We start from the raw sequence: 19,661 nt of genomic DNA, 5'->3' as shown, positions 1-19,661 counted from the left end.
TATTTTTGATTAATGGGTAAAAGAATATTTATTCTTATTGTGGTGTTGATGAGTATTTCTCTAATCGGGATTATAGCAGTTCAAGTATATTGGATAAATGAATCGATTAAGAATAAACAACAGCAATTTGAAAGTAATGTAAAAATTGCCTTAGCGCAAACATCAGAAAGGATTAAAGAAAGAGAGTACAATGAGTTTGTACAATCCCATGAAAAGTTCTTTGAAAGTTATAAATACAGAACCTCAGCCGAAATAAAGAATTATTTATTTCAGCAAATTGATACCACCAGTAAGCGTAAATTTACCTTTGGAGCAACTATTTTAGAAGAAAATTTTAAAATTCCTGTTGATTTTGTAAATAATGATTCTACAGTAATTAAAAGGTTTTCAGGTAAAGAAGATATCTTTTTTTCGCAAGTAATAAGTTCAGATGATAATGATTTTTCAGCTTTTACAGATGAAAGTAGCTTTACTACTTTTAAAACATATCCAAGATGGAATAGACAACAAATGGAAGATATGTTTAGAGAAAGTAAACGCTTTACACCAATTCATCAAAGGTTATCATCTAGAGAATTAAACAATACATTAAAAGATGAGTTAGCAAAAAGAAATATTCGTCAGAATTTTAAGTTTGGAGTATATGAAGGAGGACTTGCAACACCTATAAAATCAGGATATTTTAAAATGAATCCTAATAACGATTATCAATATCCGTTATTAGAAGATAGCGAAGGAAATAGTAAGTACAAGCTACATGTTTCATTCCCCGATGAACGAAAAAACCTAGTTTCAGGAATTTTACAAATTCTTTTATTATCACTATTGTTTATCGGTATTATTATAGCTGCCTTTTCAACATCATTATATCAATTGGTTCGACAAAAGAAAATTTCAGAAATTAAAACGGATTTTATCAATAATATGACACATGAGTTTAAAACGCCAATTGCAACCATCAATTTAGCGTTAGATGCCATAAAAAATCCAAAAATTATAAAAGATGAAGATAAAGTATTACGTTATGTACAAATGATTCGTGATGAAAACAAACGAATGCACGGTCAGGTAGAAAACGTATTACGTATATCAAGATTAGAGAAAAATCAAATAGAAATAAGTAAAGAAGCTATTGATATGCACGATGTAATTGAAGAAGCAACCGAGCATGTACATTTATTAGTTTCTGATAAAAAAGGAAAAATAAAAACACATTTTGAAGCAATTTCTACAGAGGTTTTAGGTAATAGCTTTCACCTCACCAATGTTGTAGTTAATATATTAGAAAACGCTATAAAATACTCAGAAGGAGCACCTAAAATAGATGTGTTTACAGAAAGTACCAATAAATATTTTATCTTTAAAATAAAAGATGAAGGAGTTGGAATGAGTAAAAATGCTCAAAAATATGTGTTTGATAAATTTTACAGGGAGCATAAAGGAAATATTCATAATGTAAAAGGCCATGGATTAGGATTAGCCTATGTAAAAGAAATCATAGATAATCATCATGGTACAGTTTATGTTGAAAGTGAAAAAGGAAAAGGAAGCACATTTACAGTTAAACTACCACTAATATAAAAACAAAGGGTATGATGGGAAGCAAGAAAATACTACTAGTTGAAGACGATCCAAATTTTGGAACAGTGCTAAAAGATTATTTAGCATTAAATGATTATAATGTTACACATGCTAAAGACGGAATTGAAGGTCTTATTATGTTTAAAAATGCCGATTATGATTTATGCATTTTAGATGTAATGATGCCAAGAAAAGACGGATTTTCATTAGCAGAAGACATTAGAACAACAAATAAACAAGTGCCCATAATCTTTTTAACAGCAAAAACAATGAAGGAAGACGTGTTAAAAGGATATCAAGTTGGAGCAGATGATTATTTAAACAAACCATTTGATTCTGAAGTACTATTGCATAAAATTAAAGCAATTTTGCAACGTAAAGAAACTGAAAAATCAATAGATGAAGATCAGTTTGAGTTTGCAATTGGTAAATTCAACTTTAACTCTAAATTACGTCATTTATCGTATAACGGAGAAGAGCCAATCAAGTTATCTCCTAAAGAAAGTAAATTACTACGCATGCTGGCAGTACATAAAAACGATTTGATGCCCAGAGAGTTAGCGTTAACCAAGATATGGAGAGATGATAATTATTTCACATCAAGAAGTATGGACGTTTATATAGCCAAGTTACGTAAGTACTTAAAACTAGATGAAGGAGTTGAAATACTAAACATACATGGTGAAGGTTTTAGGTTGATTGAAAACTAAAACTTCAAATAACTAAATAACATATAACTTTCGGTTTGTTTTACAAATCGAAAGTTTTTATTTTTATACAAACCTAAAAATATCTATATCATGGCTCAATTCATTAAAATTTACGAAGAAAACCCTAACCCTAAAGAAATAGATAAAGTTGTAAAAGTTTTACAAGAAGGAGGTTTAATTATTTACCCTACAGATACTGTTTATGGTTTAGGGTGTGATATTACCAATACAAAAGCTATGGAAAAAGTAGCCAAAATAAAAGGAATAAAACTTGAAAAGGCAAATTTTTCATTTGTTTGTAATGATTTAAGTCATTTGTCTGATTATGTAAAACAAATAGATACGCCTACTTATAAAATATTAAACAGAGCTTTACCTGGACCTTATACTTTTATTTTGCCAGGAAGTAATTCATTACCTAAAACATTTAAAAAGAAAAAAACAGTTGGTATTCGTGTGCCTGATAATAATATAGCTAGAGCAATAGTAGCTAAATTAGGAAACCCAATTGTATCAACCTCTATTAGAGATGAAGATGAAGTAATAGAGTATACTACAGATCCTGAATTGATTTTTGAAAAATGGCAAAATATTGTAGATCTTGTGATTGATGGAGGGTATGGAGATAACCACGCATCTACCGTAATTGACCTAACTACAGATGAACCAGAAGTAATTAGAGAAGGAAAAGGGAGTGTGGATGTTATTTAATTTAATCCAAAAATTTCCAAATGACAGCGGTCCTATTTATCAAGAAACTATACAAGGACGTATTCCGGTAGAACCTTTTAACACATTTAGTAACTTAATTTTTATTCTGATTTTATTTTACTTCGGGAAAAAAATATATGAGAACCCAAAACAACATCCGTTCTTTTTATTTGCTATTCCGGTAATTTTTATCAGTTGGATTGGAGGTACTATGTTTCATGGAACGAGAAGTCATGAGTTTTGGCTAGTGTTAGATTGGTTACCAATTATGATTGTTTGTTTAGGAGCAATTGTTTACTTCATCATTAAAATAAAAAAGAAATGGTGGCAAAGAGTTCTGATGTTTTCAATCTTACTATTCCTATCTATTTTTCCTAGACGAATTCCTTTACCAGAAGGATTTAGAATTTCTTTTGGTTATGTAATTACAGCACTTACGGTTTTAACTCCGTTTATTTGGTATGCCTATAAAACAAAACGGAAAAACATACAATTAATTGTATATGGTATTTTTTTCTTCGGATTAGCAGTTACCTTCAGAACATTAGATAATAAAGTAATTCTTTTAGCTATGGGAACACATTGGCTGTGGCATACCTTTGGAGGAATAGCGGTGTTCTTTTTGCTTAATTATATTTATAAAGATAGAGAAGAGGTTTTATCGTAAATTTTCAAACTTTCTTCTACCTAAAATAAAGTATTGCCAAACTACTGATTTGTGTATGAAATAGTTGGTTTTACGTTGTAGTTTTCTTCGCTTACCAATAAATTTTCTTAGGTTTTGATAAAAACTTGCATGCGCTTTTAAAATGGATAAGGTATGTACAGGACGCAATTCTATCAAAAATTTCATTCCTGCTACACCATCTAAAATTAAACGAGAAACAACTATCTGAATTAAGTATCTTCTAGGTACATTCTTCAAAATAGTAAACAAACTATTTCTAAAGTTCAAATACGTTTTTTGCGGATTGCTTTCTTGCAAAGTAGCTCCACCTACATGATATACGGTAGATTCTCCTACATATTTAATATGAAAACCTTCGTTTTGCGCTCGCCAGCACAAATCAATTTCCTCTTGATGTGCAAAATAATCTTCATCAAAACCATTTAATTGATGAAAAACAGCACTTCGGATAAAAAAACAAGCCCCAGAAGCCCAAAAAATATCAGCTACATCATTAAATTGTCCGTTATCAGTTTCTAAATGATTAAAAACTCGTCCGCGACAATAAGGATATCCTAAAAAATCAACAAATCCACCTCCGGCACCAGCATATTCAAATTTCGATTTGTCATTAAAATCTAATAATTTAGGTTGGACAATAGCCGTATTTGAATTGTTTTTAAAGATGTTCAAAACAGGAGGTAACCAATTTTTGGTAACTTCAATATCTGAATTTATCAAGCAATATATATCCGCTTCAATATGTTGCAAAGCATCGTTATAACCTTTGGCATAACCACCATTTACTTCGTTTACAACAATTTTTACTGTAGGGAAATTAGCTTTTACAAATGCGATAGAATCATCGGTAGAAGCATTGTCGGCAACATACACATCTGCCAAATCGGAACTAAATTCAACAATAGAAGGTAAAAACTGCTCTAAAAGCTGTTTTCCATTCCAATTTAATATGACAATTGCTGTTTTCAAGTGCGCAAACTTACGGTATTAATATGACTTAAAAAGGTAAAGAATTACTAAATTTTGTAAGGCGGAATATCCTGTAAAAAAACATAGGTTTCATTTTCAGTATCTAACTGACAGAAATAGTGTTGTAAACCATTGGTCACAATTAAAAAGTCAGCATTTAACTGTAAATTATAACGAGCAATTTGATCAAAAGTGTCTTGAGAAATTTGAATGTGCGGAGCTTTACACTCTACCACAATATGCGGAATTCCTTGTGAAGAAAAGATCAAGATATCGCTACGTTTTTTTAAGTTGTTGATAGTTAATTGTTTTTCAATGCCAATTAAGGAAGTAGGGTATTTTTTTTCTTGTACTAAAAATTGCACAAAATGCTGTCGAACCCATTCTTCAGGAGTTAAAACCACATATTTTTTTCGTAATTCGTCAAAAATAAGCGTATGTTTTTCGTTACTTTTGAGCTTGAAAGGATACGATGGAAGATTGAGTTGTTGCATTGTGTAAAAATAACTAATTTTCTGTTCTGTCATTCCTGCAAAAGCAGGAATATCATCAATTGAAATCACTAAAATACTCCCTCTTTTTTTGCAGAGGATTGAGCATAGGCTTATGAACGACGTAATTAACATTGTAAACGATATAAAAGCAGGTAACGTAAAACCCATTTATTTTTTAATGGGAGAAGAACCGTATTACATTGATAAAATATCTGATTATATTGAAAACAATGTATTAGATGAGGCTGATAAAGGCTTTAACCAAGTGGTTATGTATGGTCGTGATGTTTCGATAGATGAAATTGTAGGGTCAGCAAAACGTTTCCCTATGATGGCAGAACATCAGGTGATTATTGTAAAGGAAGCACAGGATTTAAGTAGGAACATAGAAAAATTGGAGAGTTATGCTAAAAATCCGCAACCTTCTACCATATTGGTGGTGAATTATAAGTATAAAACCCTTGATAAACGTAAAAAACTATACAAAACAGTTGCTAAAAACGGACTTATTTTCGAGAGTAAAAAACTCTATGATAATCAAGTTCCTGATTGGATTAGACGTGTATTAGGTGGAAGAAAATACAATATTGAACCCAAAGCGGCGCAAATGTTGGTGGAGTTTTTGGGTACTGATCTAAGCAAAATCAGTAATGAGCTTGATAAGTTAACTAGCATACTTCCGAAGGAAACCATTATCACTCCAACACATATTGAAGAAAATATTGGTATTTCTAAAGATTTTAACAATTTTGAGTTACGAAAAGCAGTAGGTGAGAGAGATGTGATAAAAGCCAACCGAATTATCAATTACTTTGCTCAAAACCCGAAAGGGAACCCAATTGTAATGACCATTTCATTACTCAATAGCCTTTTTACTCAACTACTAATGTTTCATGGTTTGAAAGACAAATCAAAAGGTTCAGTTGCTAAAAATTTAGGAATAAATCCGTATTTTGTAGATGATTATGTTACGGCAGCTCGAAACTACCCGATGCGAAAAGTTTCACAGGTAATTGCCTTATTGCGTGATGCTGATGTGAAAAGTAAAGGAGTAGGAGCTAACCAAACGAATCATGATATTTTAAAAGAATTACTATTTAAAATACTACATTGATAAGCTATGGTTGAAGGTTTAGATAAAATATTGAATGTAAAACAAATTCGTGAGGCCGATAAACATACCATTCAAAGTCTAAACATTCCGTCAGTCGAACTTATGGAAAAAGCAGCAAATGCATTTGTAGCTGCTTTTTTAGCTCAAGTATCTATCGATAAAAAAATAGCGGTAGTTTGTGGAGTAGGTAATAATGGAGGCGATGGTTTTGCTGTTGCCAGATTATTACAAGCTCATGGTTACAAAGTAGAAGCCTTTTTAGTTCAGTATCGAAAAGAACTATCTGCTGATTGTCAGATTAATTTTGATAAGTTCCAAACGAGTTCTACAATTACCCATACTTCTGACATTCCAAATTTTAATGAATTTGATGTTGTTATTGATGCTGTTTTTGGCTCAGGGTTGTCAAAACCTATCAAAGGAATTGCTGCTGAGGTAATTGACGCTATTAATTATTCTACTACACAAGTGTTTGCAATTGATATTCCTTCAGGAATGAATTGTGATGAGTTGTCAGACTCAGAACATATCATACAATCAGATGTTACCATTACTTTTCAACGACCTAAATTGTCTTTTTTCTTTCCAGAGAGTGGAAAATATCTTAAAAAATGGCAAGTAGTTTCTATTGGCTTAGATGAAGTTTTTATTCAAGAACAATACTCTAATGCTTTTGTGTTAAATCATAAAGTTGAAGATTTAGTGCAAGCTCGTGAGCGGATTTCACACAAAGGAACCTATGGTCATGCGTTAGTAATTGCAGGTTCTCATGGTAGTATGGGAGCAGCAGTGTTAAGTACGAAGGCATGTTTGAGGAGTGGTACTGGTTTGGTAACTAGTTATATACCGGAATGCGGATATGAAATTATGCAAATTTCTGTACCTGAAGCAATGTGTATGACCGATGAACATGAGTTTACCGTTACTGAATTACCAGATATTTCAAAATTCAATGTGGTAGGTATTGGTCCTGGATTAGGAAACACTTTAGCTACGTATAAAGTAGTCAAAGAACTGTTTAAAAAATTTGATAAACCAGTGGTTATTGATGCTGATGCTATTAATATTTTGGCTAATAATATGACGTTGGCAAAGGAAATACCCGAAAATTCTATATTAACTCCTCACATCAAAGAGTTTGATCGATTGGTTGGAGCAAGTGAAAACACATTACAACGTATAGAAAAACTAGTAGAATTTGCTCAAGAATATCATTGTATTATGGTGTTAAAAGATGCCTATACATGTATTGCTTCGCCCAAAGGAGAATTATTTTTCAATACTAGTGGTAATTCGGGTATGGCAACAGGAGGAAGTGGTGATGTATTGACGGGGATTATTACAGGTTTGTTAGCACAGGGCTATGAGCCTTTGCATGCAGCTATTATTGGAGTGTATCATCATGGGGTTGCAGGTGATGTGGCTGCTAGTAAAAAAGGCTATCATGAACTGATAGCCTCTGATATTATTGAGAACTTTAAAATTTAACTATGAATTTGGTATAGGTCTTCTAAAGTTTTTATGTTGGGTAGCCGTAAAATAATCTCTGAATACTCTATTGATTTCTTCATCTACTTTACAAGCTTTAATTCCGATGTAAGGGTAAATTTTGATTATAAATTCTGATAATTTTTCTATAATTTCTTCTCCTGAATGATGGACTTTTTGTTTAAAAGTACTCGAGAAATTGGCATTATTAGTAAGAATTTTCTCTGTATCAGAAGCAAAATTATAGACCTCTTTGGTTTTCTCTTGAATGTATGATAAAAGTTCCTGTTGAATAGGTAGGTTAATTGACTTTAAGCTCAGCTCTGCATAATGTTTAGCCATTCCTAAATAATTCACGAGTAAGGTAAGGTCAGCAAAAATTTCAAAAGGAATTTGATCTAAAACACCATTTGTATAAAATTTATCATAGCTAAAAGAACGCTCTTCAGAAACTAATTGGTTTCTTACTTCAAAACTATCAGATGCAGTATCCATCATGCCCATAGAATTCCAATTGTTTATAAAATGTACCTGAGAGGCTTCCAATAAAAAGGATTTAAAAACCGGACTTCCATCAGAATTAATTAATGGAGTACCATTTTCAATAAGTTGAGCATTTAAGGTAATATGAGTCAATTCTGGTGCTCCTGTTGCGTAATGCCAAGTTCCGTTGATAAGGTAATTGTCATCTGTTTTGGTTGCTGTACCCGTAATCATTCCGCTTCCACCAAGACAAACATTAAGAGTGAAAAAAACTTCCTTAGCTACATTTTCCTTTAAGTTTCTTGAAAAGAAATTAGCGCCACTACATAAAGTTACAAACCATCCTAAGCTACCATCAATTTCTGCAAGTTGTTGTAAAAGTTTAAGGCCATGGATTAGTGAATAATCTAATCCGTTGTATTTCTTCGGAACCCAAATTTGTAACCATTTTTGTTGATGAATAATTTGTAAGATTTCCTGATCAAAATAATCAGATTTACCGATTTTGCTTTTTAAGTTTTGAGATATTGAGGGAGGTATCATATAAATAGTTGCATAAAAAAACTCGCACTAAAAGGCGAGTTTTTATTATTTGTTCATTCTTTGATTATTCAGCTTTATCAACCACTAAACGAGCTTCTCTATTAGCAACTTCCCAAGCCGTATGGAATACCAAACGTGCACGATTTTCTAACAACTCGTAGTTGATTTTGTCAGGAGTATCGGTTGGTTGATGGTAATCGGCATGCGTTCCGTTAAAATAGAAGATAATCGGAATGTTATGTTTTGCAAAGTTGTAATGGTCAGAACGGTAGTAAAAACGGTTCGGATCATTTTCATCATTATATTTATAATCTAAGTTAATATTCATGTACTTTTTATTCACTTCTTCCGATATATTATGTAACTCTGTACTTAACTTGTCAGATCCAATTAAATATACATAGTTCGGGTCTTCTTTATGGCGGTCGTCAATTCTACCTACCATATCAATATTTAAGTCGGTTACCGTATTTGCTAATGGGAAAATCGGATTTTCAGTATAGTATTTTGATCCTAATAATCCTTTTTCTTCACCTGTTACATGTAAAAATAAAATTGAACGTTTAGGTCCTTTACCAGCATCTGCTGCTTTTTTAAAAGCTTCAGCAATTTCTAAAATAGTCACAGTTCCAGAACCATCATCATCAGCACCGTTATATATTTTTCCATCTTTAACTCCTTCGTGATCTAAATGTGCAGAAATTACTACAATTTCATCTGGTTTTTCTGTTCCTTTGATATAGGCCACTACGTTTTCAGAATCTTTTAATTGCATTCCTCTACGGTTATTGCTTAAGTATTCTGAAGGAACTTCTTGAAAGTAATCATCACCACCTAACGGGGAAGCAATGCCTTGACTGATGTAAAAATTCTTTAAATATTCAACTGCCTTTTTTTGTCCTGGTTCTCCGGTATTTCTACCTTCAAATTCATCAGAAGCATAAATAAATAAGTGCTTTCCTAAATCTTTAGCGGTAATGGTTTTAGCATATTTTGCAGAATAATCTACATTTTTATTAGCTGTTTCTTTGCCAGCTCCACATGAGGTTAAAGTCAAAGCACAAGCGGCATAAATTAATTTTTTCATGTAAATAAAGGTTTCGTTTGATTGTATTTGTTTTCAAATGTAACGAAATGTTACTATCCTTCAAATTTAATTTTTGTTAATGATGAATTGTTGTAAATTTTTGTTAAAACTGATCAAGTCTTTCGGGAAGAGTGATGAAAATGCATTTTGCTCAATCAATTTTTCTGCATTGCCATTATACACTTGTTCGTCTGATAGTAAGATGAACTCATCAGCTAATTGAAGCGCTAAATTCACTTCATGAGTAGAAATAATGATTGTTTTTTGAGTGGTTTCTACTAAATTCTTTAGTAAACTAAATACTTTGAATGTATGATGAATGTCTAAGTGCGCAGTAGGTTCATCTAAAATAATGATTTCCGTATCCTGCGCCAAAGCTCTGGCAATAAGTACCCGTTGTAACTGTCCGTCACTCAACTCATAAAACCTACGGTCTTTAATATGAGAAACTTCAGTCAATTCAATTGCCCAGGTAATTTTTTCAATATCGGTTGGTGTAAGCGTATCAATCCAGTTGGTGTAAGGTTGTCTGCCTAAAGCAACCAATTCAAAAACGGTTAACTGACTTGTAGGTAAACGTTCGGTTAACACTAAACTCAAAGAAGTAGCCAATTCGTGTTGCGAATAATTAGTTAAATTTTTCTGATGGATAAAAATATCGCCTTTTAACGGTTTTTGAACTTTACTTAACGTACGTAACAAGGTAGATTTACCAATTCCGTTTTTACCTAACAATGTTACCAATTTCCCTTTTTCAATAGAAATATTGATGTTAGAAGCAATTATATTTTGCTCCTTTTTATCAGTATAACCTACGGATAGATTTTCGGTTTTTAAAACGATATTTTTAGTGTGCGGTTTAATTATTTAATTATTTAATTGTTGAACTTTGCTACTTTGCTACACATATATTTTTTTCTTTCTTACCAATAACCAAATCACAACGGGAGCACCAAATAATGAAGTAATCGCATTAATAGGTAAGGTAAACTCACTTGTGGGTAACTGGGCAATACTATCGCAAATTAATAAAACTACCGCACCTAACATAGCGGTGGCAGGAACTAAAGTTTTATGATTTGAGGTTGTAAAAACCATTTTTGCAATGTGAGGTACTGCCAACCCTACAAAAGCAATCGGTCCCACAAAAGCAGTGGTAATCCCTGTTAAAATACTGGTAATTACTAAGATGATATTTCTACTTTGTTTGATGTTGATTCCTAAACTCTTAGCGTAATTTTCACCTAACAAAAAGCTATTCAACGGTTTTATGATAAAAAAAGTAGCCGCTAACCCGATAAGTGATGCGATTCCGAATACAAACAATTCACCCCAGCTAAGGTTACCAAGGCTACCAAAACTCCAAAATACATATTGTTTGATTTGTTCTGAGCTACTGAAGTAAGAAAGTACACTAATAATTGCTGAGGTTAACGAACCAAACATCAGCCCAATAATTAAAATAGACATGGTATTTCTTACTTTATTAGCGGTGATAATAACTGCGGATAATACCAAAAAAGAACCTAAAATGGCAGCACCTGCCAATGCCCAATGAGCAATTCCAATAGAAGCGAAAAATCCGCCTAAAAAACCAGAGCCTAATAATAACAAAGCCACTCCAAGACTTGCTCCGGAAGAAATTCCCAATACAAAAGGACCTGCTAACGGATTTCTAAACAAAGTTTGCATTAACAATCCGCTTACCGAAAGTGATGCCCCCACCAAAACGGCTGTAAGTGCTTTGGGTAATCGGTAATTGATAACAATTGTCTCCCAGCTCTCTTTGGAAACAGTATTGCCAAACAAACTATTTATAATTTCTTTTAGAGGAATATGAACCGAACCCAAACTAATATTTATTAACAAACAAATCACCAGTAGTACTGCTAATAGAATGAAGTGTTTGGTATGTGAGGTTTGTGTTTTTTGCATATTTTTATTTATTGCTTATCCAATCTGTCATTCCCGTGTAGACGGGAATCTCATAATAAAAGATACCTCTCTATTCAGGTATGACAATTCTAATAATATTCCTTTAAAAATTCCACTAATTTTTGAATGGCTAATCCGCGGTGACTGATTTTGTTTTTTTCTTCGGATGTCATTTCAGCAAAAGATTTGTCATAACCTTCTGGTTGAAAAATAGGATCGTACCCAAAACCTTTTTCTCCTTTTTTCTCGGTTAATATTTGCCCTTTACAAATCCCTTCAAACAAAAACTGGTTACTGTCTAAATTCAAACAAATAGCAGTTCTAAATTGCGCTTTTCTATTGTCTTTTCCGTTTAATTCAGTTAATAATTTTTGCATGTTGTTTTCTGAATTTGAAGGCTCTCCTGCATAACGGGCAGAATACACTCCCGGAGCATTATTTAAGGCTTCAACTTCCAACCCGGTATCATCAGCAAAACAATTATAGCCAAATTTTTCTTTGATATAATTGGCTTTTAGCTGTGCATTACCTTCTAAGGTTGTAGCGGTTTCTTCAATTTCATCAAAACAATTGATGTCTTTTAATGACAATAGTTCAATTGAAGCGGGAAGCATTTTTTGTACTTCAGCCAATTTGTTAAGGTTGTTGGTTGCAAAAACGAGTTTCATAGTCAGGGTTGCAAAGTTTTTTGAGTAGCAAAGTTACAAAGTTTTTATTCCTCTCCTCCAGGGAGGCTAGGAAAGGATTTTATTCATGATGATACGGTTCATTTTTTAAAATGGTAAAGCCGCGATAGATTTGCTCAATAATGAATAAGCGAATCATTTGATGTGAAAAGGTCATTTTTGACAGTGAGAGTTTCCCTTGTGCTTTTTGGTAAACAGCATCTGAAAATCCGTAGGGTCCACCAATCACCAATACTAGTTGTTTGATGCCGGAATTCATCTTTTTCTGCAAATACTCTGAAAATTCTAAGGAAGTAAATTGCTTTCCTTTGTCATCTAACAACACCAATTGATCGGTAGGCTGTAGCTTCGCTAAAATCAGTTCGCCTTCCTTTTCTTTTTGCTGATCTTCCGATAGGTTTTTAGCATTTTTTATATCCGGAATTACTTCTAATTCAAACTTTATGTAGTGTTTTAAACGGTTTTGATAAACTTCCATCAACTTTATCAAGTTTTTATCATCCGTTTTTCCGATGGCCAATAATTTGATTTTCATAAATCAAAATTACGAATTGAGAATTAAGAATGATCAATTCATCAATTAAAAAATAAGGAAGGTTATTAGTTCATCATTTCTAATTCGTAATTCCTAATTAAAATACTATTTTTACATTAAATTCAAAGAAAAATGATATCAGAAGAACAATTCAATAAAGAGCTCGATTTAATAATTACCAACGCTATTCGTGAAGATGTAGGAGAAGGAGATCACACATCGTTATCGTGTATTCCTGCTGATGCTAAGGGGAAAGCGAAGTTGTTGGTAAAAGATGAAGGGATTATAGCCGGAGTGGAATTTGCAAAAATGGTCTTTAAGTATGTAGATGCCGATTTAGAGGTAGAAACATTCATTAACGACGGAGAAAAAGTAAAATACGGAGATATTGTTTTTTATGTTACAGGTCGCTCACAATCTATTTTACAAGCTGAACGGTTGGTGTTAAATGCTATGCAACGTATGAGCGCTATTGCTACCAAAACTCGCTTTTTTGTGGATTTGTTAGAAGGTACGGATACCAAAGTACTAGATACCCGTAAAACCACACCGGGAATTCGTGCGTTAGAAAAATGGGCAGTGAAGATTGGAGGAGGTGTTAATCATCGTTTTGCACTGTACGATATGGTGATGATCAAAGACAATCATATCGATTTTGCAGGCGGAATAACCCAAGCAATTAACAAAACCAAAAAATATTTAGCGGACAAAGGTTTGGATATTAAAATCATTGTAGAAGCTCGTAATTTGGAAGAGATTGAAGAAATTCTTGACAACGGAGGAGTTTACCGAATTTTGATTGATAACTTTAATTATGAAGATACCCGTAAAGCGGTGGAATTGATTGGCGATAAATGCTTAACGGAAAGTTCGGGAGGAATCAACGAAAAAACCATCAGAAATTATGCAGAATGTGGCGTTGATTTTATTTCTTCAGGAGCGTTAACACACTCGGTTTATAATATGGATTTGAGTTTAAAAGCGGTGGATTAATTTTTTAAAAGGTTCAAAGTAACAAAGTGTTAAAGTGACAAAGTAGTAAGGTTTAAGTACGATGTTTTAACTGTGTGACTTTACCACTATGTATCTAATAATAAAATAGAAAATGAGTGATTTTTTTGACAGCGTAACCTATTCAAAAATTGATTTTACGCAACAAAAAATCCAAAAAGGAGAATATGACAGTTGTACTTTTAAACAGTGTAACTTTGAAGGAATCCACGCTTCTAACATTCAGTTTATAGAATGTGAGTTTATTGATTGCAATTTTAGCAATGCTATTGTAAACAATACAGCTTTTAAAGAAGTAGAGTTTTTGAATTGTAAGTTAGTAGGAGTGAAGTTTTATGAATGTGACCCTTTTTTGTTGAACATGAGTTTTGAGAATTGTCAGTTGAGTTTCTCATCATTTTATCAATTGAAAATTCCGCATACAAAATTTATAGATTGTAATTTAGATGAAGTTGATTTTACCGAAGCTGATATATCAAATTCACAATTTAAAAACTGTGATTTAAAAGGAGCAATTTTTGAGCAAACCAATTTAGAAAAAGTAGATTTTGCTACTGCTTTTCATCTTACTATCGATCCTGATAATAATAAATTAAAAGGAGCTGTTTTTTCGAAAGAAAATGTGATGGGGTTGTTGAGTAAGTATCGAATAGTGATTAAATAATTGATTTTTTGTAATAAGGTATAAAGTTACAAAGTTACAAAGTTACAAAGTTGCAAAGCGGCAGAGTGGAAAGTGACAAAGGATCAAAGTAGCAAAGTGAAAAAGAAAATATGATTAAAACTTTTAGAGACTTATTGGTGTGGCAAAAGGCTATGTTTTTTGTGACTGAAGTTTATAAAATAACTAAAAAATTTCCTCAAGAAGAAAATTTTGGGTTGACCTCACAAATAAGAAGAAGTGCAATTTCAATACCAAGTAATATAGCTGAAGGTTTTGGTCGTGAAGGAATAGGAGATTATTTGAGATTTTTAAATATAGGTATGGCTTCATTATTTGAATTACAAACACAACTAGAAATTTCATGCAATCTCGAGTATATTTCTAAACCAAAGTTTGAAGAGCTATACGAGTCTACAAGAGAAATTGAACGGATGTTATCAAGTCTTATAAGAAAGATAAAAGAAAAACGATAAAATAACTTTGTACCTTAGCATCTTAGAACCTTTGTCACTTTGCTACTCAGAACCTTAGTGTCTTTGCAACTAACAAACTATGACCAAACAAATAGAAGACAAATTAGAAAAGATACCCGTCATAAACTGGCTGGTTCAATTCGGAAAAAAAATTAAAATTCCAGGGCTAGAAGGAATGTCTTTATATGATTTGCTTGAAATGTATGTCATTGGAATTGTAAAAGGAGCTTTAACCACGCGTGCAGGCGGAATTGCCTTTAGCTTTTTTATGGCAATCTTTCCTTTTTTACTATTTATTTTAAGTTTACTACCTTATATACCCATAGAAGGATTTCAAGAAGGATTGTTTTCTTTAATTAGTGAGGTTTTACCACCCAAAACATTTGATGCTGTTGATGGTGTAATTAAAGATATTTTAAACAATCAATATGGTAGTTTACTATCCTTCGGTTTTTTAGCTTCTATTTTTTTAATGACCAATGGGGTCAATGCTATTTTTGGAGGATTTGAATATTCGTATCATGTAGATGAATTCCGAAGTGTAATTAGATCCTATTTCGTATCATTAGGAGTGTCACTGCTCATGGCTTTTTTCTTAATTGTAACTGTTACATTAATTATAATTTATCAGGTAGCCCTTACCAAAATTGGTTGGTTAGATGCAAGCGGACTCGATTTGTTTTATTGGGGAAGAAGTTTTTTATTCTTACTAATGATTTTTACCATAGTGTCTATTCTTTTTAGATACGGAACCAAGCAAGGAAAAGAAGTAAAGTTCTTTTCTCCCGGAGCTATTTTAACCACAGTTGTTTCTTTATGTAGTTTTTATTTGTTTGGTATTTACGTGATTAAATTCTCTAAGTACAATCAGTTGTACGGCTCAATTGGTACCTTACTTATTTTAATGGTGTTTATATGGTTGAATGCTATTATTCTGTTGTTAGGGTTTGAATTGAACGCATCTTTATACCGATTAAAACGTAGAAATAAAACTTCATAATCCGCAAAGAAATTCAGATATTTGCACCCAATTTTGTCATTCCTGCGAAGGCAGGAATCTCAAGATGAATTATTCAGAAATTTAACAAAAAATTCCTGCCTTCGTAGGAATGACACTAAATAAAAAAAATGAAACCAAGCATCCCAAAAGGAACAAGAGATTTTTCATCCACAGAAGTAGCCAGAAGAAATTATATTTTCAATACCATTAAGCATGCTTTTGAGTTATTCGGATTTCAACCTATTGAAACACCGAGTTTTGAAAATTCTGAAACCTTAATGGGAAAGTATGGGGAAGAAGGAGATCGGTTAATTTTTAAGATTTTAAATTCTGGTGATTACTTAAAGAAAGTAGATGATGCTTTATTATCTGAAAAGAACAGTACCAAAGTAACCTCAAAAATCTCCGAAAAAGCACTTCGTTACGATTTAACTGTACCATTTGCACGTTATGTGGTGCAACACCAAAACGAAATAACCTTTCCGTTTAAGCGTTATCAAATCCAACCGGTTTGGAGAGCAGATAGACCACAAAAAGGGCGTTTTAGAGAGTTTTTTCAATGCGATGCTGATGTGGTAGGAAGCAACTCGTTATGGCAAGAAGTAGAGTTTGTACAGTTATATGATACCGTTTTTAGTAAGTTAGGCTTACAGGGTACGACTATCAAAATCAATAACCGTAAAATTTTATCAGGAATTGCTGAAGTTATCGGTGCAAAAGATAAGTTGATTGATTTTACGGTAGCGTTAGATAAGTTAGATAAGATTGGTAAAGAAGGCGTGGTAAAAGAAATGCTAGAAAAAGGTATTTCAGAAACTGCGATTGAAAAGGTAGATCCGTTATTCAATTTTACCGGTTCAAACATCGATAAGTTGAATGCCTTAGCAGACATGTTGGTTTCTTCAGAAGAAGGAATGAAAGGAGTAGAGGAGTTACGTTTTGTAGTAGATTCAGTAGCTGAATTAGGGTTGACATCAGCTTCGTTAGAATTGGATGTAACCTTAGCACGTGGGTTGAATTACTACACCGGAGCTATTTACGAAGTAGCGGCACCAAAAGGTGTAAAAATGGGTTCGATTGGTGGTGGAGGTCGTTATGACGATTTAACGGGAATTTTCGGTTTGAAAGATGTTTCTGGAGTAGGAATTTCTTTCGGATTAGACCGTATTTATTTGGTAATGGAAGAGTTGAACCTGTTTGAAGCAGTGGAGTTACCAAAACCAAAAGTGTTGTTTTTGAATTTTGACGAAAGCGAAAATATACACAAAGTAAAGGCTATTGTAGCATTGCGCAATGCCGGAGTGAAATCAGAATTATATCCAGATACTGCACAGAGCAATAATCAACAGAAAAAACAATGGAAATATGTTGATAAACGCGCCATTGAATATGTGGTTTCAGGTATGGAAAATGGGCAATTTATAATTAAAAATATGCAAAGTGGAGAGCAACAATCAGTATCAATAAATGAATTGATTGATTTTGTAAGCTAACTTGTTAGATTATCGTATCTTTGCAAATCAATTTAAGAAAATAATGTTCGAGATTAATAACAATATGAAAGACGAAAGAATTGACGAAATAGGAGAGAACCACGTGGGTACTTCTGCAAAAACCCCTTTACGTGCAGATGCTTTTGATATTTCGGACAAAGAAAAAATTGAAAGAATCCAGGAAAGTGTAAAAGATATTCTTGAAACTTTAGGAATGGATTTAAATGATGATAGTTTACAGGGTACACCAAAGCGTGTAGCTAAGGCTTTTGTAAATGAGATCTTTATGGGGTTAAACCCGGCTAACATGCCAAAACCGTCAACGTTTGATAATAATTATAAGTACGGTGAAATGTTGGTTGAAAAGAATATCGTGGTATATTCCACGTGTGAGCATCATTTATTACCAATTGTTGGTCGCGCACATGTGGCTTACATTTCAAACGGAAAAGTAATCGGTTTATCTAAAATGAACCGTATTGTTGAGTATTTTGCAAAAAGACCTCAAGTGCAAGAGCGTTTAACCATGCAAGTGGTACAAGCATTACAAGAAGCATTAGGTACGCAAGACGTAGCGTGTGTTATTGATGCAAAACACTTATGTGTAAATTCTCGTGGAGTAAAAGATATTGAAAGCTCAACAGTAACAGCTGAGTTTGGTGGTAAATTCAAAGAGAAGGATACCAAACGTGAGTTTTTAGACTATATTAAAATGGATACTGATTTTGAATAGTGTTCACTGAAATTATAACAAAAAAGCTCGTCATTTGACGAGCTTTTTTGTTATTTGTTTTTCACCAGTCTTAAACGATTGTAACCGTAAAACATAAATACAAAAGCAAATAAACTTTTTACCAGTATAAAAACCAATCTACTCTCGGTTTGCCAAGAGAAAATGATTTTATATACCTGTTTATTGGCTAACACTTGTGTTGCAGTATCTACCAAAATAATGAGGCCAAAGGCAATATATAAATAAGGTATAATTTTTCTCATATTAATGATTTAACGGTATTCTAATTTTGTATTTTTTTCTACTAGCATTGTTTAGTTTGGTTTCACGTAACCATGCATTTTCAAGCTTTAACTCTTTATAAGTCACTCCGTATTTATTTGCAAAATTAGCGATGTTGGTAATGGGTGTATCTACTTCTACTTCATAAGAGTGAATGGGTTCGTAAAGATCTTCCTGCTCAAATAAGAAACCATATTTTTCAGGGTTAGACATAATTTCTTTTAGGGCTAAAATTCTGAAAACATAACGAGATGTTTCATCATTTAAATACAAATCATAATAATTTTCAACGTTTTGTTCTCTCATTCGTTGACTAATTCTTGCGTTTCCTGCGTTATAGGCAGCGGCAGCCAAAGTCCACGATCCTAAACGATTTTTAGAAGCTCTTAGGTATTTAGCAGCCATAGCCGTAGCTTTTTCTAAATTATAACGTTCGTCAACATTTTTATTTACTTCTAATCCGTATTCACGAGCTGTACCTTTTAAAAAATGCCAAAAACCTGCGGCACCTGCTCCAGATTTATTATTCATTAATCCGCTTTCTGCTACACATAAATATTTGAAATCATCTGGAAGATCATGTAAACGTAGCAAAGGTTCAATAATTGGAAAGTATTTATTGGCGCGTTTTATTAATAACAATCCGTTAGATTGCCAATAGGTATTTACTAATATTTCTCTGTCTAAACGCTCACGAATATTAGCTTTGTTTAAAGGGACGGGTTCACCTGCAAAATCAATATATTTAGGTAACTTAATGGCTTTGATCTCATACAAATCACTTACATTTTTTTTAGTTGTAATTCTTTGATTTTGCCTATTGGTATCTTTTAAAGAACTATTGTAAGAGCTGGTTTGAGATTGATTAAAATTACTTTTAGGCATTTGTGCTGCATTCATTAAAAAGAAAGCAAAAGCAACAAATGTTATGATGGTTAAAAAACGTATAGGCTTTTTCATAATTGATTAAATTTTGATAAG

22 protein-coding genes are annotated in these 19,661 nt (G+C 32.7%); 12 read left to right on the top strand and 10 right to left on the bottom strand.

The window, feature by feature from the left end; all coding sequences use genetic code 11:
* Window positions 1–12: 12 nt before the first annotated feature.
* From SLH33_RS03710 to SLH33_RS03695, 4 genes are all read left to right on the top strand, one after another.
* Window positions 13–1,581, top strand: coding sequence for a HAMP domain-containing sensor histidine kinase (locus SLH33_RS03710; protein WP_320417728.1), 1,569 nt, complete (start codon window positions 13–15; stop codon window positions 1,579–1,581).
* 14 nt (window positions 1,582–1,595) lie between these two features.
* Window positions 1,596–2,291 carry a response regulator transcription factor gene (locus SLH33_RS03705; protein WP_320418149.1) on the top strand — a complete coding sequence of 232 codons (696 nt, stop codon included), beginning with the start codon at window positions 1,596–1,598 and terminating at the stop codon, window positions 2,289–2,291.
* Window positions 2,292–2,381: 90 nt separating this feature from the next.
* On the top strand, window positions 2,382–3,002 hold the full coding sequence (locus SLH33_RS03700; RefSeq protein WP_320417727.1) for an L-threonylcarbamoyladenylate synthase: 621 nt from the start codon (window positions 2,382–2,384) through the stop codon (window positions 3,000–3,002).
* A complete protein-coding gene (locus SLH33_RS03695; protein ID WP_320417726.1) occupies window positions 2,992–3,669 on the top strand; it encodes a ceramidase domain-containing protein in 678 nt (225 codons plus the stop codon). The genes SLH33_RS03700 and SLH33_RS03695 overlap by 11 nt, the downstream gene beginning before the upstream one ends.
* On the opposite strand, the gene SLH33_RS03690 is transcribed toward SLH33_RS03695, so the two are convergent.
* The gene (locus SLH33_RS03690) at window positions 3,661–4,659 is read right to left on the bottom strand and encodes a glycosyltransferase family 2 protein (RefSeq protein ID WP_320417725.1); all 999 of its coding nucleotides are present in this window, start codon (window positions 4,657–4,659) and stop codon (window positions 3,661–3,663) included. The genes SLH33_RS03695 and SLH33_RS03690 overlap by 9 nt on opposite strands.
* Window positions 4,660–4,706: 47 nt before the next feature.
* Complete coding sequence (locus SLH33_RS03685) at window positions 4,707–5,153, bottom strand: type I restriction enzyme HsdR N-terminal domain-containing protein (RefSeq protein ID WP_320418148.1); 447 nt, start codon at window positions 5,151–5,153, stop codon at window positions 4,707–4,709.
* A 112-nt stretch (window positions 5,154–5,265) separates the two neighbouring features.
* On the opposite strand from SLH33_RS03685, the gene holA reads away from it, so the two are divergent.
* Entirely contained in the window at window positions 5,266–6,267 is a 1,002-nt protein-coding gene (gene holA / locus SLH33_RS03680; RefSeq protein WP_320417724.1) for a DNA polymerase III subunit delta, read from the top strand.
* A 6-nt stretch (window positions 6,268–6,273) separates the two neighbouring features.
* On the top strand, window positions 6,274–7,755 hold the full coding sequence (locus SLH33_RS03675; RefSeq protein ID WP_320417723.1) for an NAD(P)H-hydrate dehydratase: 1,482 nt from the start codon (window positions 6,274–6,276) through the stop codon (window positions 7,753–7,755).
* Here SLH33_RS03675 and SLH33_RS03670 read toward each other — a convergent pair whose 3' ends face one another.
* The 6 genes from SLH33_RS03670 to rlmH all read right to left on the bottom strand — a co-directional run bounded on the left by SLH33_RS03670 (window position 7,756) and on the right by rlmH (window position 13,024).
* Window positions 7,756–8,781 (bottom strand): hypothetical protein, encoded by a 1,026-nt coding sequence (locus SLH33_RS03670; RefSeq protein WP_320417722.1) that lies wholly within the window; start codon window positions 8,779–8,781, stop codon window positions 7,756–7,758.
* A gap of 64 nt (window positions 8,782–8,845) precedes the next feature.
* Window positions 8,846–9,868, bottom strand: a complete 1,023-nt coding sequence (locus tag SLH33_RS03665) for a M28 family metallopeptidase (protein ID WP_320417721.1) — start codon at window positions 9,866–9,868, stop codon at window positions 8,846–8,848.
* Window positions 9,869–9,934: 66 nt separating this feature from the next.
* Window positions 9,935–10,633: an ABC transporter ATP-binding protein gene (locus SLH33_RS03660; protein WP_320418147.1), complete on the bottom strand. Its 699-nt coding sequence runs from the start codon at window positions 10,631–10,633 to the stop codon at window positions 9,935–9,937.
* Between the two features lie 135 nt (window positions 10,634–10,768).
* Window positions 10,769–11,803, bottom strand: a complete 1,035-nt coding sequence (locus tag SLH33_RS03655) for an iron ABC transporter permease (protein WP_320417720.1) — start codon at window positions 11,801–11,803, stop codon at window positions 10,769–10,771.
* An 89-nt stretch (window positions 11,804–11,892) separates the two neighbouring features.
* Window positions 11,893–12,471, bottom strand: coding sequence for a non-canonical purine NTP diphosphatase (locus tag SLH33_RS03650; protein ID WP_320417719.1), 579 nt, complete (start codon window positions 12,469–12,471; stop codon window positions 11,893–11,895).
* A 79-nt stretch (window positions 12,472–12,550) separates the two neighbouring features.
* Window positions 12,551–13,024 (bottom strand): 23S rRNA (pseudouridine(1915)-N(3))-methyltransferase RlmH, encoded by a 474-nt coding sequence (gene rlmH, locus SLH33_RS03645; RefSeq protein ID WP_320417718.1) that lies wholly within the window; start codon window positions 13,022–13,024, stop codon window positions 12,551–12,553.
* Window positions 13,025–13,156: 132 nt separating this feature from the next.
* Here rlmH and nadC point away from each other — a divergent pair, with 132 nt between their 5' ends.
* The 6 genes from nadC (at window position 13,157) to folE (ending at window position 18,398) form a co-directional block, all read left to right on the top strand.
* Complete coding sequence (gene nadC, locus SLH33_RS03640) at window positions 13,157–14,017, top strand: carboxylating nicotinate-nucleotide diphosphorylase (RefSeq protein ID WP_320417717.1); 861 nt, start codon at window positions 13,157–13,159, stop codon at window positions 14,015–14,017.
* 112 nt (window positions 14,018–14,129) lie between these two features.
* Window positions 14,130–14,699 carry a pentapeptide repeat-containing protein gene (locus SLH33_RS03635; RefSeq protein ID WP_320417716.1) on the top strand — a complete coding sequence of 190 codons (570 nt, stop codon included), beginning with the start codon at window positions 14,130–14,132 and terminating at the stop codon, window positions 14,697–14,699.
* 110 nt (window positions 14,700–14,809) lie between these two features.
* Window positions 14,810–15,172 carry a four helix bundle protein gene (locus SLH33_RS03630; RefSeq protein WP_320417715.1) on the top strand — a complete coding sequence of 121 codons (363 nt, stop codon included), beginning with the start codon at window positions 14,810–14,812 and terminating at the stop codon, window positions 15,170–15,172.
* A gap of 79 nt (window positions 15,173–15,251) precedes the next feature.
* On the top strand, window positions 15,252–16,172 hold the full coding sequence (locus tag SLH33_RS03625) for a YihY/virulence factor BrkB family protein (RefSeq protein ID WP_320417714.1): 921 nt from the start codon (window positions 15,252–15,254) through the stop codon (window positions 16,170–16,172).
* A gap of 128 nt (window positions 16,173–16,300) precedes the next feature.
* Window positions 16,301–17,665 (top strand): histidine--tRNA ligase, encoded by a 1,365-nt coding sequence (gene hisS / locus SLH33_RS03620; RefSeq protein WP_320417713.1) that lies wholly within the window; start codon window positions 16,301–16,303, stop codon window positions 17,663–17,665.
* A gap of 64 nt (window positions 17,666–17,729) precedes the next feature.
* Window positions 17,730–18,398, top strand: a complete 669-nt coding sequence (folE, locus tag SLH33_RS03615) for a GTP cyclohydrolase I FolE (RefSeq protein ID WP_320417712.1) — start codon at window positions 17,730–17,732, stop codon at window positions 18,396–18,398.
* Window positions 18,399–18,448: 50 nt separating this feature from the next.
* Here the strand turns inward: folE and SLH33_RS03610 are convergent, their stop codons facing one another.
* Window positions 18,449–18,661, bottom strand: coding sequence for a hypothetical protein (locus tag SLH33_RS03610; RefSeq protein WP_320417711.1), 213 nt, complete (start codon window positions 18,659–18,661; stop codon window positions 18,449–18,451).
* A gap of 1 nt (window position 18,662) precedes the next feature.
* Complete coding sequence (locus SLH33_RS03605; RefSeq protein ID WP_320417710.1) at window positions 18,663–19,640, bottom strand: lytic transglycosylase domain-containing protein; 978 nt, start codon at window positions 19,638–19,640, stop codon at window positions 18,663–18,665.
* Between the last annotated feature and the right edge of the window lie 21 nt (window positions 19,641–19,661).

The organism is Tenacibaculum sp. IB213877 (genome assembly GCF_034043975.1).
Classification (GTDB): Bacteria; Bacteroidota; Bacteroidia; order Flavobacteriales; family Flavobacteriaceae; genus Polaribacter.
The sequence above is the reverse complement of the archived record's forward strand: the minus strand, read 5'-3'. Positions and strand labels throughout refer to the sequence as shown.